At 34.3% G+C, this 19,308-nt stretch carries 14 protein-coding genes; 9 read left to right on the top strand and 5 right to left on the bottom strand.

Features of this window, described 5'->3' with window-relative positions; all coding sequences use genetic code 11:
• Window positions 1-181: 181 nt before the first annotated feature.
• From Anndu_RS11690 to Anndu_RS11670, 5 genes are all read left to right on the top strand, one after another.
• Window positions 182-961, top strand: coding sequence for a slipin family protein (locus tag Anndu_RS11690; protein ID WP_464101369.1), 780 nt, complete (start codon window positions 182-184; stop codon window positions 959-961).
• 198 nt (window positions 962-1,159) lie between these two features.
• Window positions 1,160-2,557 (top strand): diaminopimelate decarboxylase, encoded by a 1,398-nt coding sequence (gene lysA / locus Anndu_RS11685; protein WP_464101368.1) that lies wholly within the window; start codon window positions 1,160-1,162, stop codon window positions 2,555-2,557.
• A gap of 86 nt (window positions 2,558-2,643) precedes the next feature.
• A complete protein-coding gene (cdaA, locus tag Anndu_RS11680) occupies window positions 2,644-3,561 on the top strand; it encodes a diadenylate cyclase CdaA (RefSeq protein WP_464104084.1) in 918 nt (305 codons plus the stop codon).
• Between the two features lie 107 nt (window positions 3,562-3,668).
• Window positions 3,669-4,418, top strand: a complete 750-nt coding sequence (gene uppS / locus Anndu_RS11675; RefSeq protein WP_464104083.1) for a polyprenyl diphosphate synthase — start codon at window positions 3,669-3,671, stop codon at window positions 4,416-4,418.
• Between the two features lie 51 nt (window positions 4,419-4,469).
• A complete protein-coding gene (locus Anndu_RS11670; RefSeq protein WP_464101367.1) occupies window positions 4,470-7,337 on the top strand; it encodes an Eco57I restriction-modification methylase domain-containing protein in 2,868 nt (955 codons plus the stop codon).
• A gap of 2 nt (window positions 7,338-7,339) precedes the next feature.
• Here Anndu_RS11670 and Anndu_RS11665 read toward each other — a convergent pair whose 3' ends face one another.
• The 4 genes from Anndu_RS11665 to gpmI form a co-directional block, all read right to left on the bottom strand.
• Window positions 7,340-8,638 (bottom strand): GAF domain-containing sensor histidine kinase, encoded by a 1,299-nt coding sequence (locus Anndu_RS11665; protein ID WP_464101366.1) that lies wholly within the window; start codon window positions 8,636-8,638, stop codon window positions 7,340-7,342.
• Between the two features lie 83 nt (window positions 8,639-8,721).
• Complete coding sequence (locus Anndu_RS11660) at window positions 8,722-9,447, bottom strand: peptidase (protein WP_464101365.1); 726 nt, start codon at window positions 9,445-9,447, stop codon at window positions 8,722-8,724.
• A 177-nt stretch (window positions 9,448-9,624) separates the two neighbouring features.
• Window positions 9,625-9,852, bottom strand: coding sequence for a preprotein translocase subunit SecG (gene secG, locus Anndu_RS11655; RefSeq protein WP_464101364.1), 228 nt, complete (start codon window positions 9,850-9,852; stop codon window positions 9,625-9,627).
• A 34-nt stretch (window positions 9,853-9,886) separates the two neighbouring features.
• Window positions 9,887-11,500: a 2,3-bisphosphoglycerate-independent phosphoglycerate mutase gene (gene gpmI, locus Anndu_RS11650; RefSeq protein WP_464101363.1), complete on the bottom strand. Its 1,614-nt coding sequence runs from the start codon at window positions 11,498-11,500 to the stop codon at window positions 9,887-9,889.
• Window positions 11,501-11,740: 240 nt separating this feature from the next.
• On the opposite strand from gpmI, the gene rimO reads away from it, so the two are divergent.
• From rimO to Anndu_RS11635, 3 genes are all read left to right on the top strand, one after another.
• Window positions 11,741-13,060 (top strand): 30S ribosomal protein S12 methylthiotransferase RimO, encoded by a 1,320-nt coding sequence (rimO, locus tag Anndu_RS11645; protein ID WP_464101362.1) that lies wholly within the window; start codon window positions 11,741-11,743, stop codon window positions 13,058-13,060.
• 149 nt (window positions 13,061-13,209) lie between these two features.
• Complete coding sequence (locus tag Anndu_RS11640) at window positions 13,210-14,682, top strand: DEAD/DEAH box helicase (RefSeq protein WP_464101361.1); 1,473 nt, start codon at window positions 13,210-13,212, stop codon at window positions 14,680-14,682.
• A gap of 337 nt (window positions 14,683-15,019) precedes the next feature.
• Window positions 15,020-16,876, top strand: coding sequence for an SPFH domain-containing protein (locus tag Anndu_RS11635; RefSeq protein ID WP_464101360.1), 1,857 nt, complete (start codon window positions 15,020-15,022; stop codon window positions 16,874-16,876).
• Window positions 16,877-17,011: 135 nt separating this feature from the next.
• On the opposite strand, the gene hpnH is transcribed toward Anndu_RS11635, so the two are convergent.
• Window positions 17,012-18,019 carry an adenosyl-hopene transferase HpnH gene (gene hpnH / locus Anndu_RS11630; protein ID WP_464101359.1) on the bottom strand — a complete coding sequence of 336 codons (1,008 nt, stop codon included), beginning with the start codon at window positions 18,017-18,019 and terminating at the stop codon, window positions 17,012-17,014.
• Window positions 18,020-18,261: 242 nt separating this feature from the next.
• Between hpnH and Anndu_RS11625 the strand changes: the two genes are divergently transcribed.
• Complete coding sequence (locus Anndu_RS11625) at window positions 18,262-19,209, top strand: hypothetical protein (protein ID WP_464101358.1); 948 nt, start codon at window positions 18,262-18,264, stop codon at window positions 19,207-19,209.
• The last annotated feature ends 99 nt before the right edge of the window (window positions 19,210-19,308 follow it).

The raw sequence follows: 19,308 nt of genomic DNA, 5'->3' as shown, positions 1-19,308 counted from the left end.
AATGTGGAACAGGCATCTTGCCTGTTTCATTGGGGATTAATTGATATTGGCAACAGGCTAGAAGCCTGTTCCACAAATCTTTATTTTAAATGTTTAACAGCTTAATTTTACAAATTATCACGAATAACCAATAACTAATAACAAACAAATAATTAACTTAAATTAAGGGAAAATTAATATTATGGAAGGTTATGTAATTAGTTTTATTATTGCTTTTATTGTCTTTCTTAACGGTTTAAAAGTTGATCGAGAATATGAAAGAGGGATCATTTTTCGTTTAGGAAGATTTCAAAAAGTTAAAGGGCCGGGGCTTTATTGGATCTGTCCGGGAATTGATCAAAAAGTACAGGTAGATGTGCGCACAAAAACCGTTGATATTCCCCCACAGGAGGCGGTAACGGCCGATAGTGTTACGATAAATGTTAATGCCGTACTTTTCTATCGAATATTAGAAAATGAATCATCTAAAGCTATTAATAAAGTTGAAAATTATCAAATGGCTGTTTATCAGTCAGCCATGACAACTTTGCGCAATGTTGTAGGGCAAAATATTCTTGATGATATTCTACAAAATCGAGATAAAATTAATTTTAAAGTCCAAGAAATTGTAGATGAAATTACAGAACCTTGGGGCATTTGTATTGAAAGAGTTGAAATTAAAGATGTAGAAATTCCCCATGCAATGCAAAGAGCAATGGCCAAAGAAGCTGAAGCGATAAGGGAAAAACGCGCTCGTTTAATTAAAGCAGAAGCTGAACAAGAAGCATCTTTAAAATTATCTCAAGCTTCGCAATTAATTATGAATAATCCGGCCGCTTTAGAGTTGAGAAGATTACAAATGTTAACAGAAATTGGCGCAGAAAATAATACTACTACAGTTATTATGATTCCTTCTGATCTTGTTACTTTAACTAAAGAATGGACTAATGTTTTAAATACTAATGATATTAAAAAACAATAAGTCTAAAGCCTGATGCTACAAAAGTAAAGTCTGTGTAGGCAGACTTTGTTTAGATAGCCTAACCCTTCAGGGTTTAAGGTAATAAATTTTTATTATTTTCATTTCCCTCGATCAATTTTATGGTTGATTAATTGATAGATAGTTTGGTATAATCTAAAGTTTATATAAAAAAATCCTATCTTTAAGTTGTAACTAATTATGTTAACTATCGAAAAAGACAGCACAATTAACTCTGGTCTTAAATATTTACCCAAACAAACAGGTCAACCTTTATCTCCTAATCAACATTTATTACCTCTAACTGCTAAAGTTAACGATCAAGATCATTTAGAAATAGGCGGTTGTGATATTACCACCCTAGTGGAAAGATTTGGATCTCCTTTATATATTGTGGATGAGTTTACCCTGCGCACCACTTGTCAACAATATCGAGACGCTTTTAAAAAATATTATCCTGCCCCCTCTCAAGTTATTTATGCTTCTAAAGCTTGGAGTTGTTTAGGTATCTGTGCGATCGTGGCTAGTGAAGGCCTAGGCTTTGATGTGGTTTCAGGTGGGGAACTTTACACCACTATTCAAGCAGGTGTTAAAGGCGATTTAATCTATTTACATGGCAATAATAAATCTTTATCTGAATTAGAACTTGCGATCGATCATGATTGTACCATTATTGTGGATAACTGGTTAGAGTTAGAAATGCTCAGAGAAATGGGTAAAACCAGAGAAAAACTCATTTCCATTATGTTACGTTTAACCCCCGGAATTGAATGTCATACCCATGAGTATATCCGTACTGGTCACTTAGATAGTAAATTTGGCTTTGATCCCAACGAGATCGATCAAGTATTTACTTTTGTTTCCCAAACTTCTAATTTAAAATGTATTGGGCTTCATGCTCACATTGGCTCACAAATATTTGAACGTCAACCCCATCAAGACTTAGGGGAAGTGTTAGTAGACTGGATGGTAAAGGCCGAAAATTACGGTTTATCAATCGAACAGTTAAATATTGGGGGCGGTTTAGGCATTTGTTACACCGAAAATGATGATCCACCGAGTATTGATGAATGGGTAAAAGCGGCTTGTAATGCGGTGATTAAGGCTTGTCAAGGACATAATATTTCCTTACCCAAACTATTAGCAGAACCCGGCCGATCTTTAGTGGGATCTTCTTGTCTTACGGCTTATACCATTGGCAGTAGTAAAATTGTACCAGACATTCGCACCTATATTTCCGTTGATGGAGGAATGTCTGATAATCCCCGGCCGATTACCTATCAATCAGTTTACCGTACTTTGATCGCTAACCGGATGTCAGCGCCTTTAGATCAAAAGGTGACGGTAGCGGGTAAACATTGTGAGTCTGGGGATATTGTGATCAAAGATGCCTTATTACCTGAAACAGAAACAGGTGATATTTTGGTGGTGATGGCCACAGGGGCTTATAACTATAGTATGGCTTCTAATTATAATCGTTTGCCACGGCCGGCGGCCATTTTAGTGAATGAAGGTGAAGCTAATTTAATTTTACAAAGAGAAACTTATCAAGATTTGATCCGTCAAGACTTGTTACCCCATAGACTTTTACATCATTAATTATTAGTCATTGATCATCGGTCATTAGTCATTGGTCATTCTTTCTCAATTATCTATTATTAATTATCCATTATTAATTATTAATTATTAATTATTCACTATCTTTGTTGAATTTACGCTGGTTATCGAATCATTCCCTAACCCTTATTGATTTTATTTTAGTGCTTCTTTTAACTTATTTGTTATTTTTAATAATTGGTGAAAGAAGGATTTTGTGGATGGTTAGGGGATTAGTTGTTTTAATTGTTTTTACTTTAATTAGCAATTATTTTAAATTAATTCTCTTAAGTTTTGTCTTAGAAAAATTAGTTTTAGGGGCGGCCGTGGCGATCGCCGTCACATTTCAATCCCAACTACGTCATTTTTTAGAGAAGTTGGGAAGGGGAGAGATCCAAGCATTATTTCAATCCTCAAAAAGAACAACCGATCAATCTGATAATGTAATTGATGAAATTGTAGACGCAATCAAAGAATTATCCCAAAATCGTACAGGGGCTTTAATTGTGATTGAAACAGTAGGATCAATAGATGAAAAGGATTTTTCAGTGCCGGGGGTGTTTCTCGATGCTGAAGTGTCAAAAGAATTATTACAGACCATTTTCCAAACTACCACACTGTTACATGATGGGGCGGTGTTCATTCGGGGATCACGTTTAATTTCGGCCGGTGTAATTTTACCCCTATCCGATCGCACAGCTTCCCGTCAACTAGGCACAAGACACAGGGCGGCCATGGGGGTAACGGAAAGAATTAGTAATTGTATTTGCGTGGTAGTATCAGAAGAAACAGGCTCAATTTCTTTGGCCGAAAAAGGAAATTTGAATCGTCCTTTAACCAGTAGTAAATTAAAAGAACTATTATCTGCTAAATTAGCCAATATAGTTGAAAGGGAGGTAGTTGGCTCAAATATTAGTCGTTGGAGTCGTAAAATTGGCTTAGTCGGGCAAAAATTTAGTCAACGTTTGTTAAAAAAATCCCCCTTAAATTCACAAGATAAAAAATAATGATCAAAATACAATTTATCGAATATTGTATTGTTTATGGTATATTTTTTTTCTCAATTCTCTACTTTTAAATAGAGGTCATTGTACACTGTCAATTGTTGAATATGATGTCAAAAATTAATTCATTAAAAGAACTTCCTTTAGATTTAGATCCTCTACGTTTACCACGTCATGTAGCCGTGATTATGGATGGAAATGGACGTTGGGCGAAAAATCAAGGTAAACCTCGTATTTTTGGGCATCAAAAAGGGGTAGATGTATTAAAAGATTTATTGCAATGCTGTAAAGATTGGGGCATTTCTACCTTAACGGCCTACGCTTTTTCCACTGAAAATTGGGGCAGGCCAAAGCCAGAAGTAGAATTTTTAATGACTTTATTTGAACGAGTTTTAATACGAGAATTGGAAGAATTAATGGCGGATAATATTTGTATTCGATTTATTGGGGATTTAACTCAGTTACCTCGATCTTTACAAACTGAAATCAAAAAAGGGATGGAAGCAACGAAAAATAATCAAGGTGTGAAATTTAATCTTGCCGCAAATTACGGCGGTAGACAGGAAATTCTCCATGCTTGTAGCTCGATCGCCTCGGAAGTAAAAAAAGGATTAATTAAAGTAGAAGAAATAGATGAAAAATTATTTGAAAATCATCTCTATACAGCCGGAATAATTGCCCCCGATTTATTAATTCGTACCAGTGGAGAAATGAGAATTAGTAATTTTTTATTATGGCAAATGGCCTATACAGAAATTTATGTAACTTCCACATTATGGCCTAATTTTAATCGTCAAGAATTTCATCAAGCCTTATTAAATTATCAAGAAAGAGATCGGCGTTTTGGTAAAGTTAAATAGGCTTGATTTAATCATTATTTTAATTCGATTTTATTAATCTAAATTAATTTTATGAAAGTACCAACTCAAATTATTGAACTTGTTAAACAATTTAATCAAGAATTAGAATTATATCGTTCTAGTAATTTTAATGAAACTCAAACGAGAAATCAATTTATTGATCCATTGTTTGAGGCTTTAGGGTGGGATCTTAGTAATAAAAATCAAGTGCCTGAAGTATATCGAGATGTGGTATTAGAAGAAAGATTAAAAATTAGTAATAATCAAAAAACTAAAGCCCCTGACTATAGTTTTAGAATAGGGGGAGTGAGAAAATTTTTTGTGGAAGCCAAGAAACCTGCGGTTAAAATTGATACGAATATTAGTGCATCTTTTCAATTAAGACGTTATGGATGGTCGGCGCAATTACCCATTAGTATTTTAACAGATTTTGAAGAATTTGCTGTCTATGATTGTCGCATTATGCCCCATAAAAATGATCGGGCAAATATAGCCAGAATTAAATTTTATAAGTATACAGAATATGTGGAAAAATGGACAGAAATTTATCATTTATTTTCCAAAGAAGCGGTTTTAAAAGGTAGTTTAGAAAAATTATTAGAAAGCAAAATTAAAGGTGAAATTTCCGTAGATCAAGCCTTTTTAGCAGAAATTGAAACATGGCGCTTTAATTTAGCCACTAATTTAGTTTTAGTTAACCCCAAACTTAAAGCTAGAGAATTAAATTTTGCGGTACAAATAACGATTAACCGAATTATCTTTTTAAGAATTTGTGAAGATCGGGGAATTGAACCCTATGAACAATTATTTAACCTCTTAAAATTAGAGAATATCTATCAAGAATTAGGGCGATTATTTATCAATGCTGATTATCGTTATAATTCCGGTTTATTTCATTTTCAAAGTGAAAAAGGAAGGGAAAGTTATGATGATTTTACCTTAAATTTAAAGATTGAAGATTATCCCTTAAGAGAGATTATTAAAAAACTTTATTATCCTGAAAGCCCTTATGAATTTTCAGTAATTCCAGTAGAAATTTTAGGACAAGTTTATGAACAATTTTTAGGCAAAATTATTAATTTATCTTTATCACGTCAAGTGATAGTTGAAGAAAAACCAGAAGTTAGAAAAGCGGGAGGGGTTTATTATACTCCTAGCTACATTGTTGATTATATTATTGAAAATACCATTGGTAAACTATTAGAAAATAAAAAACCTGAAGAAATTAAAGATTTAACTATTCTTGATCCTTCCTGTGGGAGTGGCTCATTTTTAATTGTAGCTTATCAATTTTTATTAGATTGGTATTTAGCACAATATGAGCAAAATAAGAAAAAATATAAAGATAAAATTTATCAAACAATGGGGGATAAATACGCCTTAACTTCTGTTGAGAAAAAACGAATTTTATTGGCACATATTTATGGAGTTGACATAGATCAACAAGCAGTTGAAACGACAAAATTATCTTTATTATTAAAGGTATTAGAAGGAGAATCTGGCGAAAGAATTACTAAACAATTACAACTTTTTAAAGAAAGAGCATTACCTGATTTAGACAAAAATATTTTATCAGGAAATTCCTTAATTTCTTCTGATTATTATAACAATATTCAATTAGATTTATTAGATGAAGATGAAATGTATCGGATAAATGTTTTTGATTGGGAAGACGGTTTTCCTCATGTTATGAAAAAGGGCGGTTTTGATGTTATTATTGGTAATCCTCCCTACGGTGCTTTTTTATCTAGTGAACAAATTGATTATATTAATCAAATTTATGAATTACAAGATTATCAATTAGATAGTTATATTATTTTTCTGGAGAAATTTATTAAAATAAATTTAAAAAATAAAGGTAAATTTGGGATGATTATTCCTAATACATGGCTATTAAATTTACGCTCTAATAAAATTAGAAATTATCTGTTTAGTCAAACCCAAATTCAAAATATTGTTAATTATCATTATCCAGTTTTTCCTAAAGTTACGGTAGATACTCAAATCGTAATTATTGATAAATTACCTTTAACTGCAGATCATCAAATTAAAATTAATTTAATTGATAAAGATCAACAAAATGAAGAATATTTTATTGCTCAAAAAACTTGGGTTTCTGATGAAGGAAAACCTGTTAATATTTTAACAAAACCCCAATATTCTACGATTATTGATAAACTCAATCAACTACCTAAATTAGAATTAGGTTTAAAAATAACTTTAGGTTGTAAACCTTTTCAAGTGGGCAAAGGAAAACCACGTCAAACGAGACAAATTGTTAATAAAAAACCTTTTATTGCTACTCTTAAAAAAGACCAAACATTTAGACCATTATTAAGAGGAAGTTTAATTAATAAATATCAAATAAAATGGGAGCATAATTATTGGATTAGTTTTGGAGATTGGTTAGCAGAACCCCGTTATTCTGCTAGTTATGATGCTCCTGTTAAAATAGTAATTCGTCAAACTGGAGATTCTTTAATTGCTACTTTAGATCAACAACAATTTATCGTAAGAAATAATCTTTATACGATTATTTTAAAACCAGAATTTGATAATTTAGATTTAAAATATTTCTTAGGTTTACTCAATTCAAAACTATTAAATTGGGTTTATCAAAATGTAATTAATCCCGAAAAAGGTGAAGCTTTAGCAGAAGTTAAAAGAGGGCATCTTGCCCAACTTCCGATCATTTATCCTGAAATATCTAATCTTAATCAAAATGAAAATTATTTAAAAATGATTAGACTTGTAGATCAAATGTTAGCTTTATATCCAAAATTAAATGAACAAACTATTCCCACAGGTAGAAAAATGATCCAAACACAAATTAAAGCAACTGAGAAACAAATAGATCTATTAGTTTATCAACTTTATGGTTTAACTGAGGAAGAAATTAACATTATTGAACAATCTTAAAATTAATTTTCCTGTAACCAAATTATCACAGTTGTGCCATGAAAATCACCTAATTTAAAATATAAATTAGGACTATAAATCTCAATTTTACCACCCATTTGTTCTATTAATTCTTTTACAATATTTAGCCCAATCCCCGTCCCCGGAATATCTCCCTTCGCTTTTTCTCCTCGATAATGACGCTCAAATAAATGTTTTAAATCTTCGGGCGGTATTCCATAACCATTATCATTTATTGCTATACCTTGATAAGTTTGATTTTCTAATATTTTAGTTAAACCTAATTCAAGATAAATTGATCCCTGATTTGGTGTATATTTTAAGGCATTATCTATTAAATTACTTAAAATTTCTTTTAACCCTTGTAAATTACCTTTGATCGGTTTTAATTTTCCTTTGATTATACTTACATTATCTTGAAAATTAATCTCTTTTTCCTGTGCGATCGTCCGAAAAGTTAACATTAAAGATTGTAGAATTTCTACTAAGAAAAGACTTTCAATTTTTAAGTGATTACCTGTTAATAAAAAAGAAGTGCTTAAAGATTTTTCTTCAGAAGGTAAAGCTAAAATTAAAGGTGATTTTTCCCTAATTCCTGCCTGAAAATTAGCGATTAAATCCTGTAAACGGTTACTTTCTTGTAAAATACCTTCCGCAATATTATAATTAGAATTATCTGGTAAAAATCTTTTTAATAACAGTTTACTAAAAGTTCTTAAAGCCGTAATGGGATTTTTTAATTGATGTAATAAATTATCTAATTGATCCTGTTGTTTTAAAGTTAAATTTTGATGATTAATTAATTGTTTTTCATACCAATTTTGACGCTGATCTAAAAAACAAGCGATGGCCAAAGTATCAGCAATATTTTGGATTTGTTCAATTTCAAAATCATTCCAATCTCGATCATTTCTACCTGTAATTAATAATCCCATCACCGAATCTTGATATATTAAAGGTGACATAAATTGTTTTTTTTCTTGAAAATCTCTTAATTTTTTAAGATTAGTTTTAAACTCTGAATTATGATGATCATGATGATCAATTTCAATATAATTATTTTGCTCAAAAGAGTCATCACCAGATAATAACAAAGAATGATCTTTTGTTGTGGGAAAAAATAGGGCATTAGTCCCAATCTGAGGGGGATAGACAACAACGGGCGTTAAAGTTTCAGGGCGATTTTGCCAAAAATCTTCTGTTAAATAAACAACTGTCCAAGCGGCCTTTAAACTCTTAGTTAATAACTGTACTTGAGCCTGACATAATGCGACAAATTCTGAACTAGAGTTAGTAGTCATTGCAAAAATAATTAAAAGCTAATTATGATCATACATCATAAAGTGCCGAGTGAAAATATTAATCAGCTAAAACAGATTAAAGTTTAATAATTATCAATTTTTAATGGCCAACCTAAACGAGTTGATTGTTGATAAATTTTCTTTAAAGTATTCAAATCTCTTGAGGAAATAGGAGGATAATCTCTTACTTGAGCATAATACATCACATCATTTTCTGAGTTACTATGTCCCCAAATACCTAAAGCGTGGCCAAACTCATGACGTGAGGCACTTAAAGTCGCCTCTGGATTTTTGCCCGGACTGATCATAATTTTCATGCGGTGACGTAAAATTGGAATTGAATCCGAACTGAGATAAAATTCATAATTAGTTTGGGCGCTTCTGGCTCTACTTCTGACTAAACGCCCTGTTTGAGGATCAACTTCTCTACGCAGGGGGGGAGATTTTCTTTCAATTAAAATATCTGCTTCGATTGGATTTTGCGTAATAACTAAAGGGAAATAATTTTCCCAGTCTTGGATGCCATTTTTTACTATTTCTTCCCATTGCAAAAAACGCTGATCTTCGGCAATATTTGGATCAGGCTCGATCGGATGATCTACATAAATTTTCACGGGAAAATTTGACCAAATTAAATAACCAAAAGGGGTTGTTTCAATCTGCTCAAAATAATCCCCATTATGGTCTAAATCTTGCCACTGTTCTAACTCAAAAGGTAAAGTATGAATTTGTAAATCAGGGAAACGAGGATCAATTGACTGAGCTTGTAATTGAGGTATTTTTAAAACTACAATTAAAGCAACAGTCATTATAATAAAAGTGATAAAAATAAAAAATTTTTTTATTTTCAAAATTAAAATTTTTGTTATTTTTTATTCGTTTTTGGATATTGTTTTCATCAATTCTTCCACTTATTTACTTATTACTTATTACTTGACTTCAGCAAGAAGTTTACTATTAACTGATCACTGATCACTGTTCACTGATTAAAGCCATCCTGCGGCTAAAATGATCGTTAAAGCCAGAAAAACAATACTTGTACCCCAAGTCACACGATTGAGGGTTTTTTCCGCCGTTTTAGCACTGGTAAATAATTGAGCTTGGCCGCCGATCCCCCCGATCCCGTCACCTTTTGGACTATGGAGCAAGACTAAAACCACTAAAAAAGCTCCGGCCACCGACCAAATAATTGAAACAAGTTGAGTAATATTCATAATTTGAACAATAGTTAATAATTTTAAGTTTATTTTACAAGGAAACTTTCACAGGTGTGCGATTGGCGTTAATTTTGACAGGATAAGGTTTAATTAGTGAACGGCCTGTCATTTCAAGGGGTTGGGGAATATTGAGAATTTCTAAAATAGTTGGGGCAATATCCGCTAAACAACCGCCCTGTATTAATTCTACGTTTGTACCATAACCTGGGATTTTTAAGCCTTCCCCTTCGATTAAAATAAATGGTACTGGATTGGTGGTATGTGCCGTCCAAGGGTTTCCGTCTTCATCGCTCATATATTCAGCGTTACCATGATCGGCTGTGATCAACATTGTTCCACCCATTTTTAAAACGGTTTCCGATAAACGGCCTAAACAACTATCCACCGTTTCGATCGCCTGAACGGCCGCTTTCATGATTCCCGTATGGCCTACCATATCAGGATTTGCATAGTTGATCACCACTAAAGAATAAACCCCTTTTTCAATGGCCGCACAAGCCTTATCTGTGACTTCAACGGCCGACATGGCCGGGGCTTTATCATAAGTAGACACCATCGGACTTTGAATTAAAATGCGATCTTCACCCTCAAAAGGTTCTTCTAAACCGCCATTAAAAAAGTAAGTGACATGGGGATATTTTTCAGTTTCGGCGGTGCGTAATTGTTTTAAACCTTGTTTAGCAATAATTTCCCCTAAAATATTAGTTAAATTTTGAGCTTCAAAAGCCACATCTACGGGTAAAGTGGCATCATACTGGGTAAAAGTGACAAAACTTAGGGGGTCAATTTTTTCTCTTTCAAAACCATTAAAATCAGGACTAACAAAGGCACTGGTTAACTCTCTGGCTCGATCGGGTCGAAAATTAAAGAAAATAATACCATCACCAGATTCCACCACATCTTCAGTAATTTTAGTGGGAAGAATAAACTCATCAGTAATAGGTTGTTCTTGATTATAAAAATCTTGGATTACATCTAAAGCCGTGCGACCATCTTTTGCACCTTTTTTGGTCATCATATCGTATGCCATTTTAACCCGATCCCAACGGCGATCCCGATCCATTGCATAATAACGGCCGCAAAGAGTAGCGATCCTGCCGATTTGTTTTTTCTTAATTTGTTCTTCAATAGCCGTGATCACATTAATTCCTTCATTGGTATTAGTATCTCGGCCATCGGTAATCACATGGAGACAAACATCTTCCAGCCCGTGATATTGAGCCAGATCAAGTAAACCAAATAAATGATCAAGATGGGAATGGACTCCTCCATCGGAACAAAGACCAACAAAATGTAATTTTTTCTGACGAGAGCGTACTTCTTGACAAATTTTGACTAAGGCAGGATTGTGAAAAATAGATTGATGTTTAACAGCGTTACTAATACGCACTAACTCTTGAGGAACAACACGCCCTGCTCCAAGATTAAGATGCCCTACCTCTGAGTTGCCCATTTGGCCTTCAGGTAAACCCACATCATTGCCTGAAGTATTAATTAAAGTTTTTGGATACATTTGCCAGAAAGTATCCATAATGGGCGTATTCGCAAGAGCGATCGCATTTGCCTGTGTATTTTCTCGATAACCCCAGCCATCTAAGATGACTAGCACCACCGGAGAGACCGGAGCTAAAGGTGCTTTTGCCATGATCATTGACCTTTTTCTAATTTTGATAAAGATTGCAAAGTAAAGTAATCATAATCTACAGATGTACATAAATCAAGTTTAACATTTTATTTTTAGATGGATAAGATAAAAATAATTATTGATAATAAATTGAAAATCATCAAAAATTAAAAATTAACCAAATTAGCCCTTAATAAGTTAAAATAACTTAACAGTTGTTTAAATTTTTAGCTTACTTAAATCATCCTTAATACTTACAATATGGGCAACAAGCCAACTATCGCCATTTCTCATCTTGGTTGTGAAAAAAACCGCATAGACTCAGAACACATGATCGGTCTTCTGGCCGAAGCAGGATACCAAGTTGATTCTAATGAAGAATTAGCTGATTATGTGATTGTTAATACTTGTAGTTTTATTCAAGAAGCCAGAGAGGAGTCAGTGCGCACCTTAGTTGAGTTAGCAGAAAACAATAAAAAAATTGTAATTTCTGGTTGCATGGCACAACATTTTCAGGAACAATTATTAGAAGAATTACCCGAAGCTGTTGCTTTAGTTGGCACGGGAGATTATCATAAAATTGTAGATATTATTGAGCGTGTAGAACAGGGGGAAATTGTTAAAGAAGTTTCTCCTGAACCTAATTATATAGCCGATGAGTTAATCCCTCGTTATCGTACTACCACCGAAGGGGTGGCCTATTTAAGGGTAGCAGAAGGTTGTGATTATAATTGTGCTTTTTGTATTATTCCCCAGTTGCGCGGAAAGCAAAGATCCCGTACAATAGAATCAATTGTGGCAGAAGCTCAACAATTAGCCGATCAAGGTGTTCAAGAACTCATTTTAATTTCTCAGATTACGACTAATTACGGGGTTGATCTCTATGGTGAACCTAAATTAGCTGAATTAATTAGGGCTTTAGGGCGAGTTGATATTCCTTGGATTCGTATTCATTATGCCTATCCTACTGGCCTGACTCCTAAAGTAATTCAAGCGATTCAAGAAACTCCTAATGTTTTACCCTATCTTGATTTACCATTGCAACATTCCCACCCTGAAATTTTAAGGGCAATGAAACGGCCTTGGCAGGGGCGAGTTAATGATCAAATCATTGAAAATATTAAAAATGCCATTCCTAACGCTACCTTGAGAACAACTTTTATCGTTGGTTTTCCGGGGGAAACCAATGAACATTTTGAGCATTTAGTTGAATTTGTCAAACGCCACGAATTTGACCATGTGGGGGTTTTCACCTTTTCTCCTGAAGTGGAAACTCCTTCCTACAGTCTTCCCCATCAAGTCCCACAGGAACTGAAAAATGAACGCTTAGAGCGTTTAATGGCTATTCAACAGCCAATTTCTGAACGCAAAAACAAACAAAATCTCGGTCAAATTGTTGACGTACTGATCGAACAAGAAAATCCCCAAACGGGGGAATTAATTGGTCGATCCCCCAGATTTGCACCAGAGGTGGATGGTGTGGTTTATGTGAGAGGGGAGGCACATTTAGGTTCTATTGTTCCTGTGAAAATCACCGCTACAGATGTTTATGACCTCTATGGCGAAACAGTATACAGTTAACAGTGACCAGTGACCAGTGACCAAGGTTCAAACAATGAGTTATTGTTTGTTTTTGATTAGTTTAAAAATCCGTTAATCACGAATAATCAATAACGAATAACCAATAACAAACAACCAAAATTATTAAAACTAAATCAAATCAATCTCTTATGACCATTACTTTTCAAAGCTTAGGATTATCTGAACAATTTGTTGAGCAATTAGAATCTTTAGGTTTTAGTGCGCCTACTCACATTCAAACTCAGGCAATTCCTGAAATGTTACAAGGGCGCGATATTGTAGCCCAATCCCAAACAGGGACGGGTAAAACGGCCGCTTTTTCCTTACCCATTTTAGAACAAATTGATCCTGATAATAAGAATGTACAGGCTTTGATTCTGAGTCCCACAAGGGAATTAGCTCAACAAGTTGCCCAAGCTATTGAAGATTTTAGTGGCAATCGTCGTCTTTATGTGTTAACGGTCTGTGGAGGTCAATCTATGGATCGTCAAATTCGTAGTTTACAAAAGGGTGTTCACATTGTGGTGGGTACTCCGGGGCGAGTGATTGACCTCTTAGAACGGAAAAAATTAAATCTTGACCATACCAAATGGGCGGTTTTAGATGAAGCGGATGAAATGCTCAGTATGGGCTTTATTGACGATGTAAAACAGATTTTATCCCAATCTCCTGATGATCGTCAAACCGCTTGTTTTTCCGCTACCATGCCCCGTCAAATCCGTGATCTGGTCAAACAATTTTTAAATGATCCGGTCAATGTGACGGTGGAGCAACCTAAGGCCGCCCCTGCCCGTATTACGCAAAATGTTTATTTTGTGCCTCGTGGCTGGTCTAAAACTAAGGTTTTATTACCGATTTTAGAGATGGAAAATCCCCAGTCAGCGATTATTTTTGTGCGCACGAAAAAAACCGCTTCTGAGGTGACGGCACAGTTACAGGAAGCCGGCCAAAGTGTGGACGAATATCATGGCAATTTGAGCCAAATTCAACGGGAACGCCTTGTACAACGCTTTCGTGAGGGTAAAATCCACATGATTGTGGCCACGGATATTGCGGCGCGTGGTTTAGATGTGGAACATTTGTCCCATGTGATCAACTATGATTTGCCTGATAATACGGAAACCTATATTCACCGCATCGGCCGGACTGGTCGGGCTGGGAAAGAAGGTACTGCGATCGCGCTAGTACAACCAATCGATCGCCGGATGTTAAGCCAGATTGAACGCCGTTTACGTCAACAGTTGAATATCTGCCAAGTTCCTAACCGTGCGGAAGTGGAAGGTCAACGCCTGACTAAACTAGAAGATAAGATTAAAGAAGCTTTAGCTGGTGAAAGAATGGCCTCTTTTCTGCCGATTGTGAGGGAGTTAAGCTCAGAATATGATCCCCAAGCGATCGCAGCGGCGGCTTTACAGATGATGTATGATCAAAATTGTCCATCATGGATGCAAAGCGATTGGGAAGTACCCCAAGTACAATTGTCAAAAACAGGTATACCCAAGCCCAGTAAAGGTGGAGACGGCGGTAGTCGTAAGCCTTATGCGGGTAGCGGTGGAAGCCGTAAACCTATGCGTAAATCTTTATCTAGTAGCAAACCAATTTTATCGAATAAATCTCGATAAAGATTCAAAATCTAGTAATTTTATAGAGACGTAAAATTTTACGTCTCTATTATTTTTATTAGGGAATAAACCCCTTGGAAAAGTGCGCTCGTTCAATCAAAAAAATGGCTCTAAAGTTATCTAAATTTTTCCTCGTTGATGGTGAAAATTTGACAAATTATTTTTAACTATTGATTCACCAAAGCCTATACATTTTAAATATTAAATGATTTATTAAATTTTATTAACATAATCATTAAAAATTTCTTATATTTTTCAATCTTTTTTGATTAATAGTCTAACCTAGAACTAAAAATTAAATAATATTTTAGTGTTTGATTGTAAATAGAGGTTAGCTATGGATCCTAAATTTGAACTTAATTTTTTAGCACAGTTAAAAGATCAATTAAACAAAAATAATCAAGATCAAGTAATCGAAATTGCTGAAAATAAACTAATTTTAGCTCAATTTAATTCTAATACTAATTTTAGTTGGTTAATCCCTGTGGGTATTTTAGCAGGGGGTTTAGTTCTTGTAATTGTTTTTACTTATATTTTATTTGCTAAGTTTTACCGAGTTTGTAATACTAATGAGGCTTTTGTTATCTCTGGGCCTGTTAGAAATAAACAGGTAATTACAAGGGCTACTTTATTTTTTCCGGGCTTTGAAACTATTACGGTTGTCTCATTAAATCAAGTGACCGTACCTATTACCAGAGGTAGCACAAGGGAAAAACCGTTAAGAACTAAAGATTTATTAAAAGCAATTTTTAATGGTAGTTTACAAGTGCGGGTTTTTCCTGAAGAAAAAAGTATTTTGAATGCGGCCATGTTGCTGGGTGCGGGGAAACGTGGCGATCAGGAAATTGCAGTAGGTGAAAATGAAATTAAAACAAGGGTTAATGATATTTTAGAGGGTCATTTAAGGGATGCGGCGGCTCAAAGTAATTTAGGAGAATTACAAAGTAAAGTGGAAAATGTGACTAATTATTTACGGGAAAAAGTTAAGGTTGATCTTGAAAGATTTGGCTTAGAATTGTTAAATATTGCTATTACAAATATTGATGAATTAAATGATTATGATGAGAAAAATTATTTAGATTCTCAAGCAGTTGTAACGAGGGAGTCTATTGTGCAAAAAAATTTAAAAGAACTTGAACAAGTGCGCCAAGAAACTCAAACTCAGATCGCAGAATTACGTTTAACGGAAACGGAAAAACAGTTAGCCGCGCAAAGAATGTTAACAGAAAAAGAGTTACAAAATACTTTAGCGGTGGAACAATTAACGGCGGAAAATGCTCGTCAAGTTTTAGAAATTAAGGAGACGGAACAGGCTAAACAAGAGTTAATTAAAGTGCAAAAAGCGCAAGAAATTCATGAGGGAAAATTAATTAGTGAACAGTTAATTAAGGAGAAAGAAATTCATCAACAACAGGCAATTCAAGAAGCTGAATTTGATCGTCATATTGCAATTACTTTAAAAGATCAAGAATTTAAAACTCAACAAATTGCGAGTCAACAAACTTTAAAAGAGAAGGAAATTGAACAACAATTGGCAATTCAACAGGCAGAAATTGTTAAGGAGGTGGCGATCCGAGAAAAAAATCAAGAGTTAGCGGAGGCTGAAAAAGCATTAATTATTAAACAAAAAGAAGTGGCGATCGCAGAGGTACAAAAAGAAACGGCTATTAAAACGGGAGAAGAAACTCGTCAAAAAGAAATAGCTTTAATTATGGCTCAAAAAAATAAAGAAACTGCTTTAATTGCGAAAAAAGGTGATTTAGAACAGAAACAATTAGAGGCTCAAGTGGAAAAAGTAATTGCTAATGAAAAAGCCGAGGCTCTGAAAATTAAAGCGGCCGCTCAGTTAGAAGAAGCCTTGAAAAAAGCCGAAGGTGAAAAAGCAATGATTGATGCTCAGAATACACTCTCAACTAAAGCGATTACAATTCAATTAGCAGAACAATATATGGGGCAATTAATCACAGTATTACCTGAAGTGATGGAGGCTTTAGCACCCCAACCCGGAATTTTAGGCAATAATCCGATAATTGTCGCAGGTGGTCAAAATGGGCAAGAGACGGGGGAAGCAACGAAGTTGGTTATGGCTACCAGTGCTATCTCTTTACTGTCTCAACTGATGAAAAATCCGGCCGTAACTAACTTAGGCCATAAATTAATGGAGTCTTTAAATGAGATTAATCAGGATCATTAGAAACGATAATTGTAATGATCGGCCAGTTAATCATAATCAATTTCCTAACCAATATAAAAAGTCGGTTAAAACCGACTAAGAAATTGATTTTAAGCCCGACTTTGAAAGGGAAAGGCTCAAAGTGTCCACTATGTTTTATAATCTTAAAACCGTATTCAAAATATTAGGTAATTCCATCGCATCTACGGCCGCCGTAGGCTCATAACCACAGTGAACCATACAATCTGCACATTTGGGATTTCCACTTTTATGGCCATATTTTGACCAATCGGTTTGATCTAATAATTCTTGAAAAGTCTGATAATGACCTTCATTTAACAGATAACAAGGTTTTTGCCATCCTAAAACACTATAACTGGGACTGCCCCAAGGGGTACATTCATAATCTTTTTCCCCGATTAAAAAGTCAAGAAAGAGAGGATTATGATTAAAATTCCATTTTTTCTTCCCTGCGCGATGGGGTGCTAAAATTTCCCGAAATAGGGCTTTAGTTTGTTCTCTCTTTAAGAAATGCTCCTGATCAGGGGCCCATTCATAACTATAGCCGGGGGATACCATCATCCCATCAACCCCTAAGTTTTCCAGAAAATCAAAGAATTTTTGCACCTCTTGGGGATCAGCACCATCAAAAATCGTGGTATTAGTGGTAACACGAAAACCTTTAGCCTTGGCCGCTTTAATCGCTTTGACGGCAATCTCAAATACTCCCTTGCGATCGACCGCCTGATCATGTTCTTCCTGTAAACCATCTAAGTGTACACTAAAAGTTAAATAGGGAGAAGGCTCAAATTTATGTAAACTTTTTTCTAATAAAATGCCATTAGTACATAAATAAATAAATTTTTTACGTTCAATTAAACCCTTGACAATTTGATCTATTTGGGGATGTAATAAAGGTTCACCTCCCGGAATAGATACCACAGGAGCGCCACATTCTTCAACCGCTTTAAAACATTGTTCGGGGGTTAAATTTTGCACTAAAATATCCGTTGGATGTTGAATTTTACCACAACCCGGACAAGCTAAGTTACAACGAAATAAAGGCTCTAACATTAAGACTAAAGGAAACCGTTTATTTCCTTTTAATCTTTGCATGACTAGGTATTTTCCCACTTCAAAAGCCTGTTGGAGATTGATTCCCATAAATTTAAACTTATACCTTAATTTTATTTAATAAATATTAACATAGATTATATAACAAATCTTAATCCTGATTTAGATTTAAGTTGTAGAAAGTTAGACTATAATAAGCTCAAGTCTAATTTACTAAAATTGCCAAATTGTTTTTCAATCAAAAAAAATAGCCTCGTTTTTCAGTTTTTTTTTGTGAAAAAAGCAACTTAATTATTGTCAAAAAATTTATTCATAATTCAAGGAACTTAACTATGAAAAAAGTCAATTGGCTTACGGGAACGGTTTTAACAGCAGTGGCAAGTTTACTTGTTTTCCCTAATCTTACCAAAGCTCAAGATAATCCCTTTGAATTTAATGCAGGTGGAGATAATGCCTCGATCCCTTATGTCATAACCCCTCGTTTTACTGGTTTAGCTAATAGTCAATTTCCCATTCGTTGGAATCAAGTAGAAGGCGCTAACATTTATAGAGTTACCTTACAAGGGGAAAATGGCTTAAATTGGACTAAAGAAGTTAATGGTACAGAAACCTTTTATGATGGAGAACAAGCCTTAGAACCTGACACTTTTTACTTAGTGACTGTAGAAGCAGATAATGCCACTTCTTCTGATGATGATCAAGGTAAAAGTTTTGCTTTCTTTTTAGCAAATAATGATGTAATTAACTCAGTTGAAACAGAATCAGCTAAGATCAATAATAGTGATTTAACCTCAGAAAATAAAGTTATTGCTTTAGCTAATTTATATGATCAAACTAATCTCAATGCTGATGCGATCGCTACTTTAGAAAAATTAGTTTCTGAAGGAACACAAACAGCTTTAGTTTATCAAATGTTAGGGGATCTTTATGCAGAAACCGGCCTTAATTCTTTAGCAGAAGAAAGCTATTATAAAGCAATAGAATTAGCCCAAACTGATAATAATTTAGAAGTATTAGCCAATGCTCAAGCAGGTTTAGCCGGAGTTAATTTAATCTTAGGAAATGAATTTCAAGCCGGAAAATTAGCACAACAAGCACAAACAGGCTATCAAACATTAGGAAATGATCATCACGCTATGATGTTAGAAGAAGCTTTAATGACTTTAATTGATGGAGATGATCATTCTATGTTATTAAGAGCAACTCGTGGTGGTGCTGATGCTAATCCTTTTTCGGATATAGTTGCTCCTCAAAATAAGTGTTATCCTGCTTCTTGTTAAGTTAGACAAAATTATCATTTTTGGAATTGCTCCGATTGGGTAATTTCTCTAATCTACTTTAGATTATTGCCATTAGAAAAATTTTTTATATAGGGAGCT

The organism is Annamia dubia NIES-4383 (genome assembly GCF_055394725.1).
This window is presented reverse-complemented; position numbering and strand designations above follow the sequence as displayed.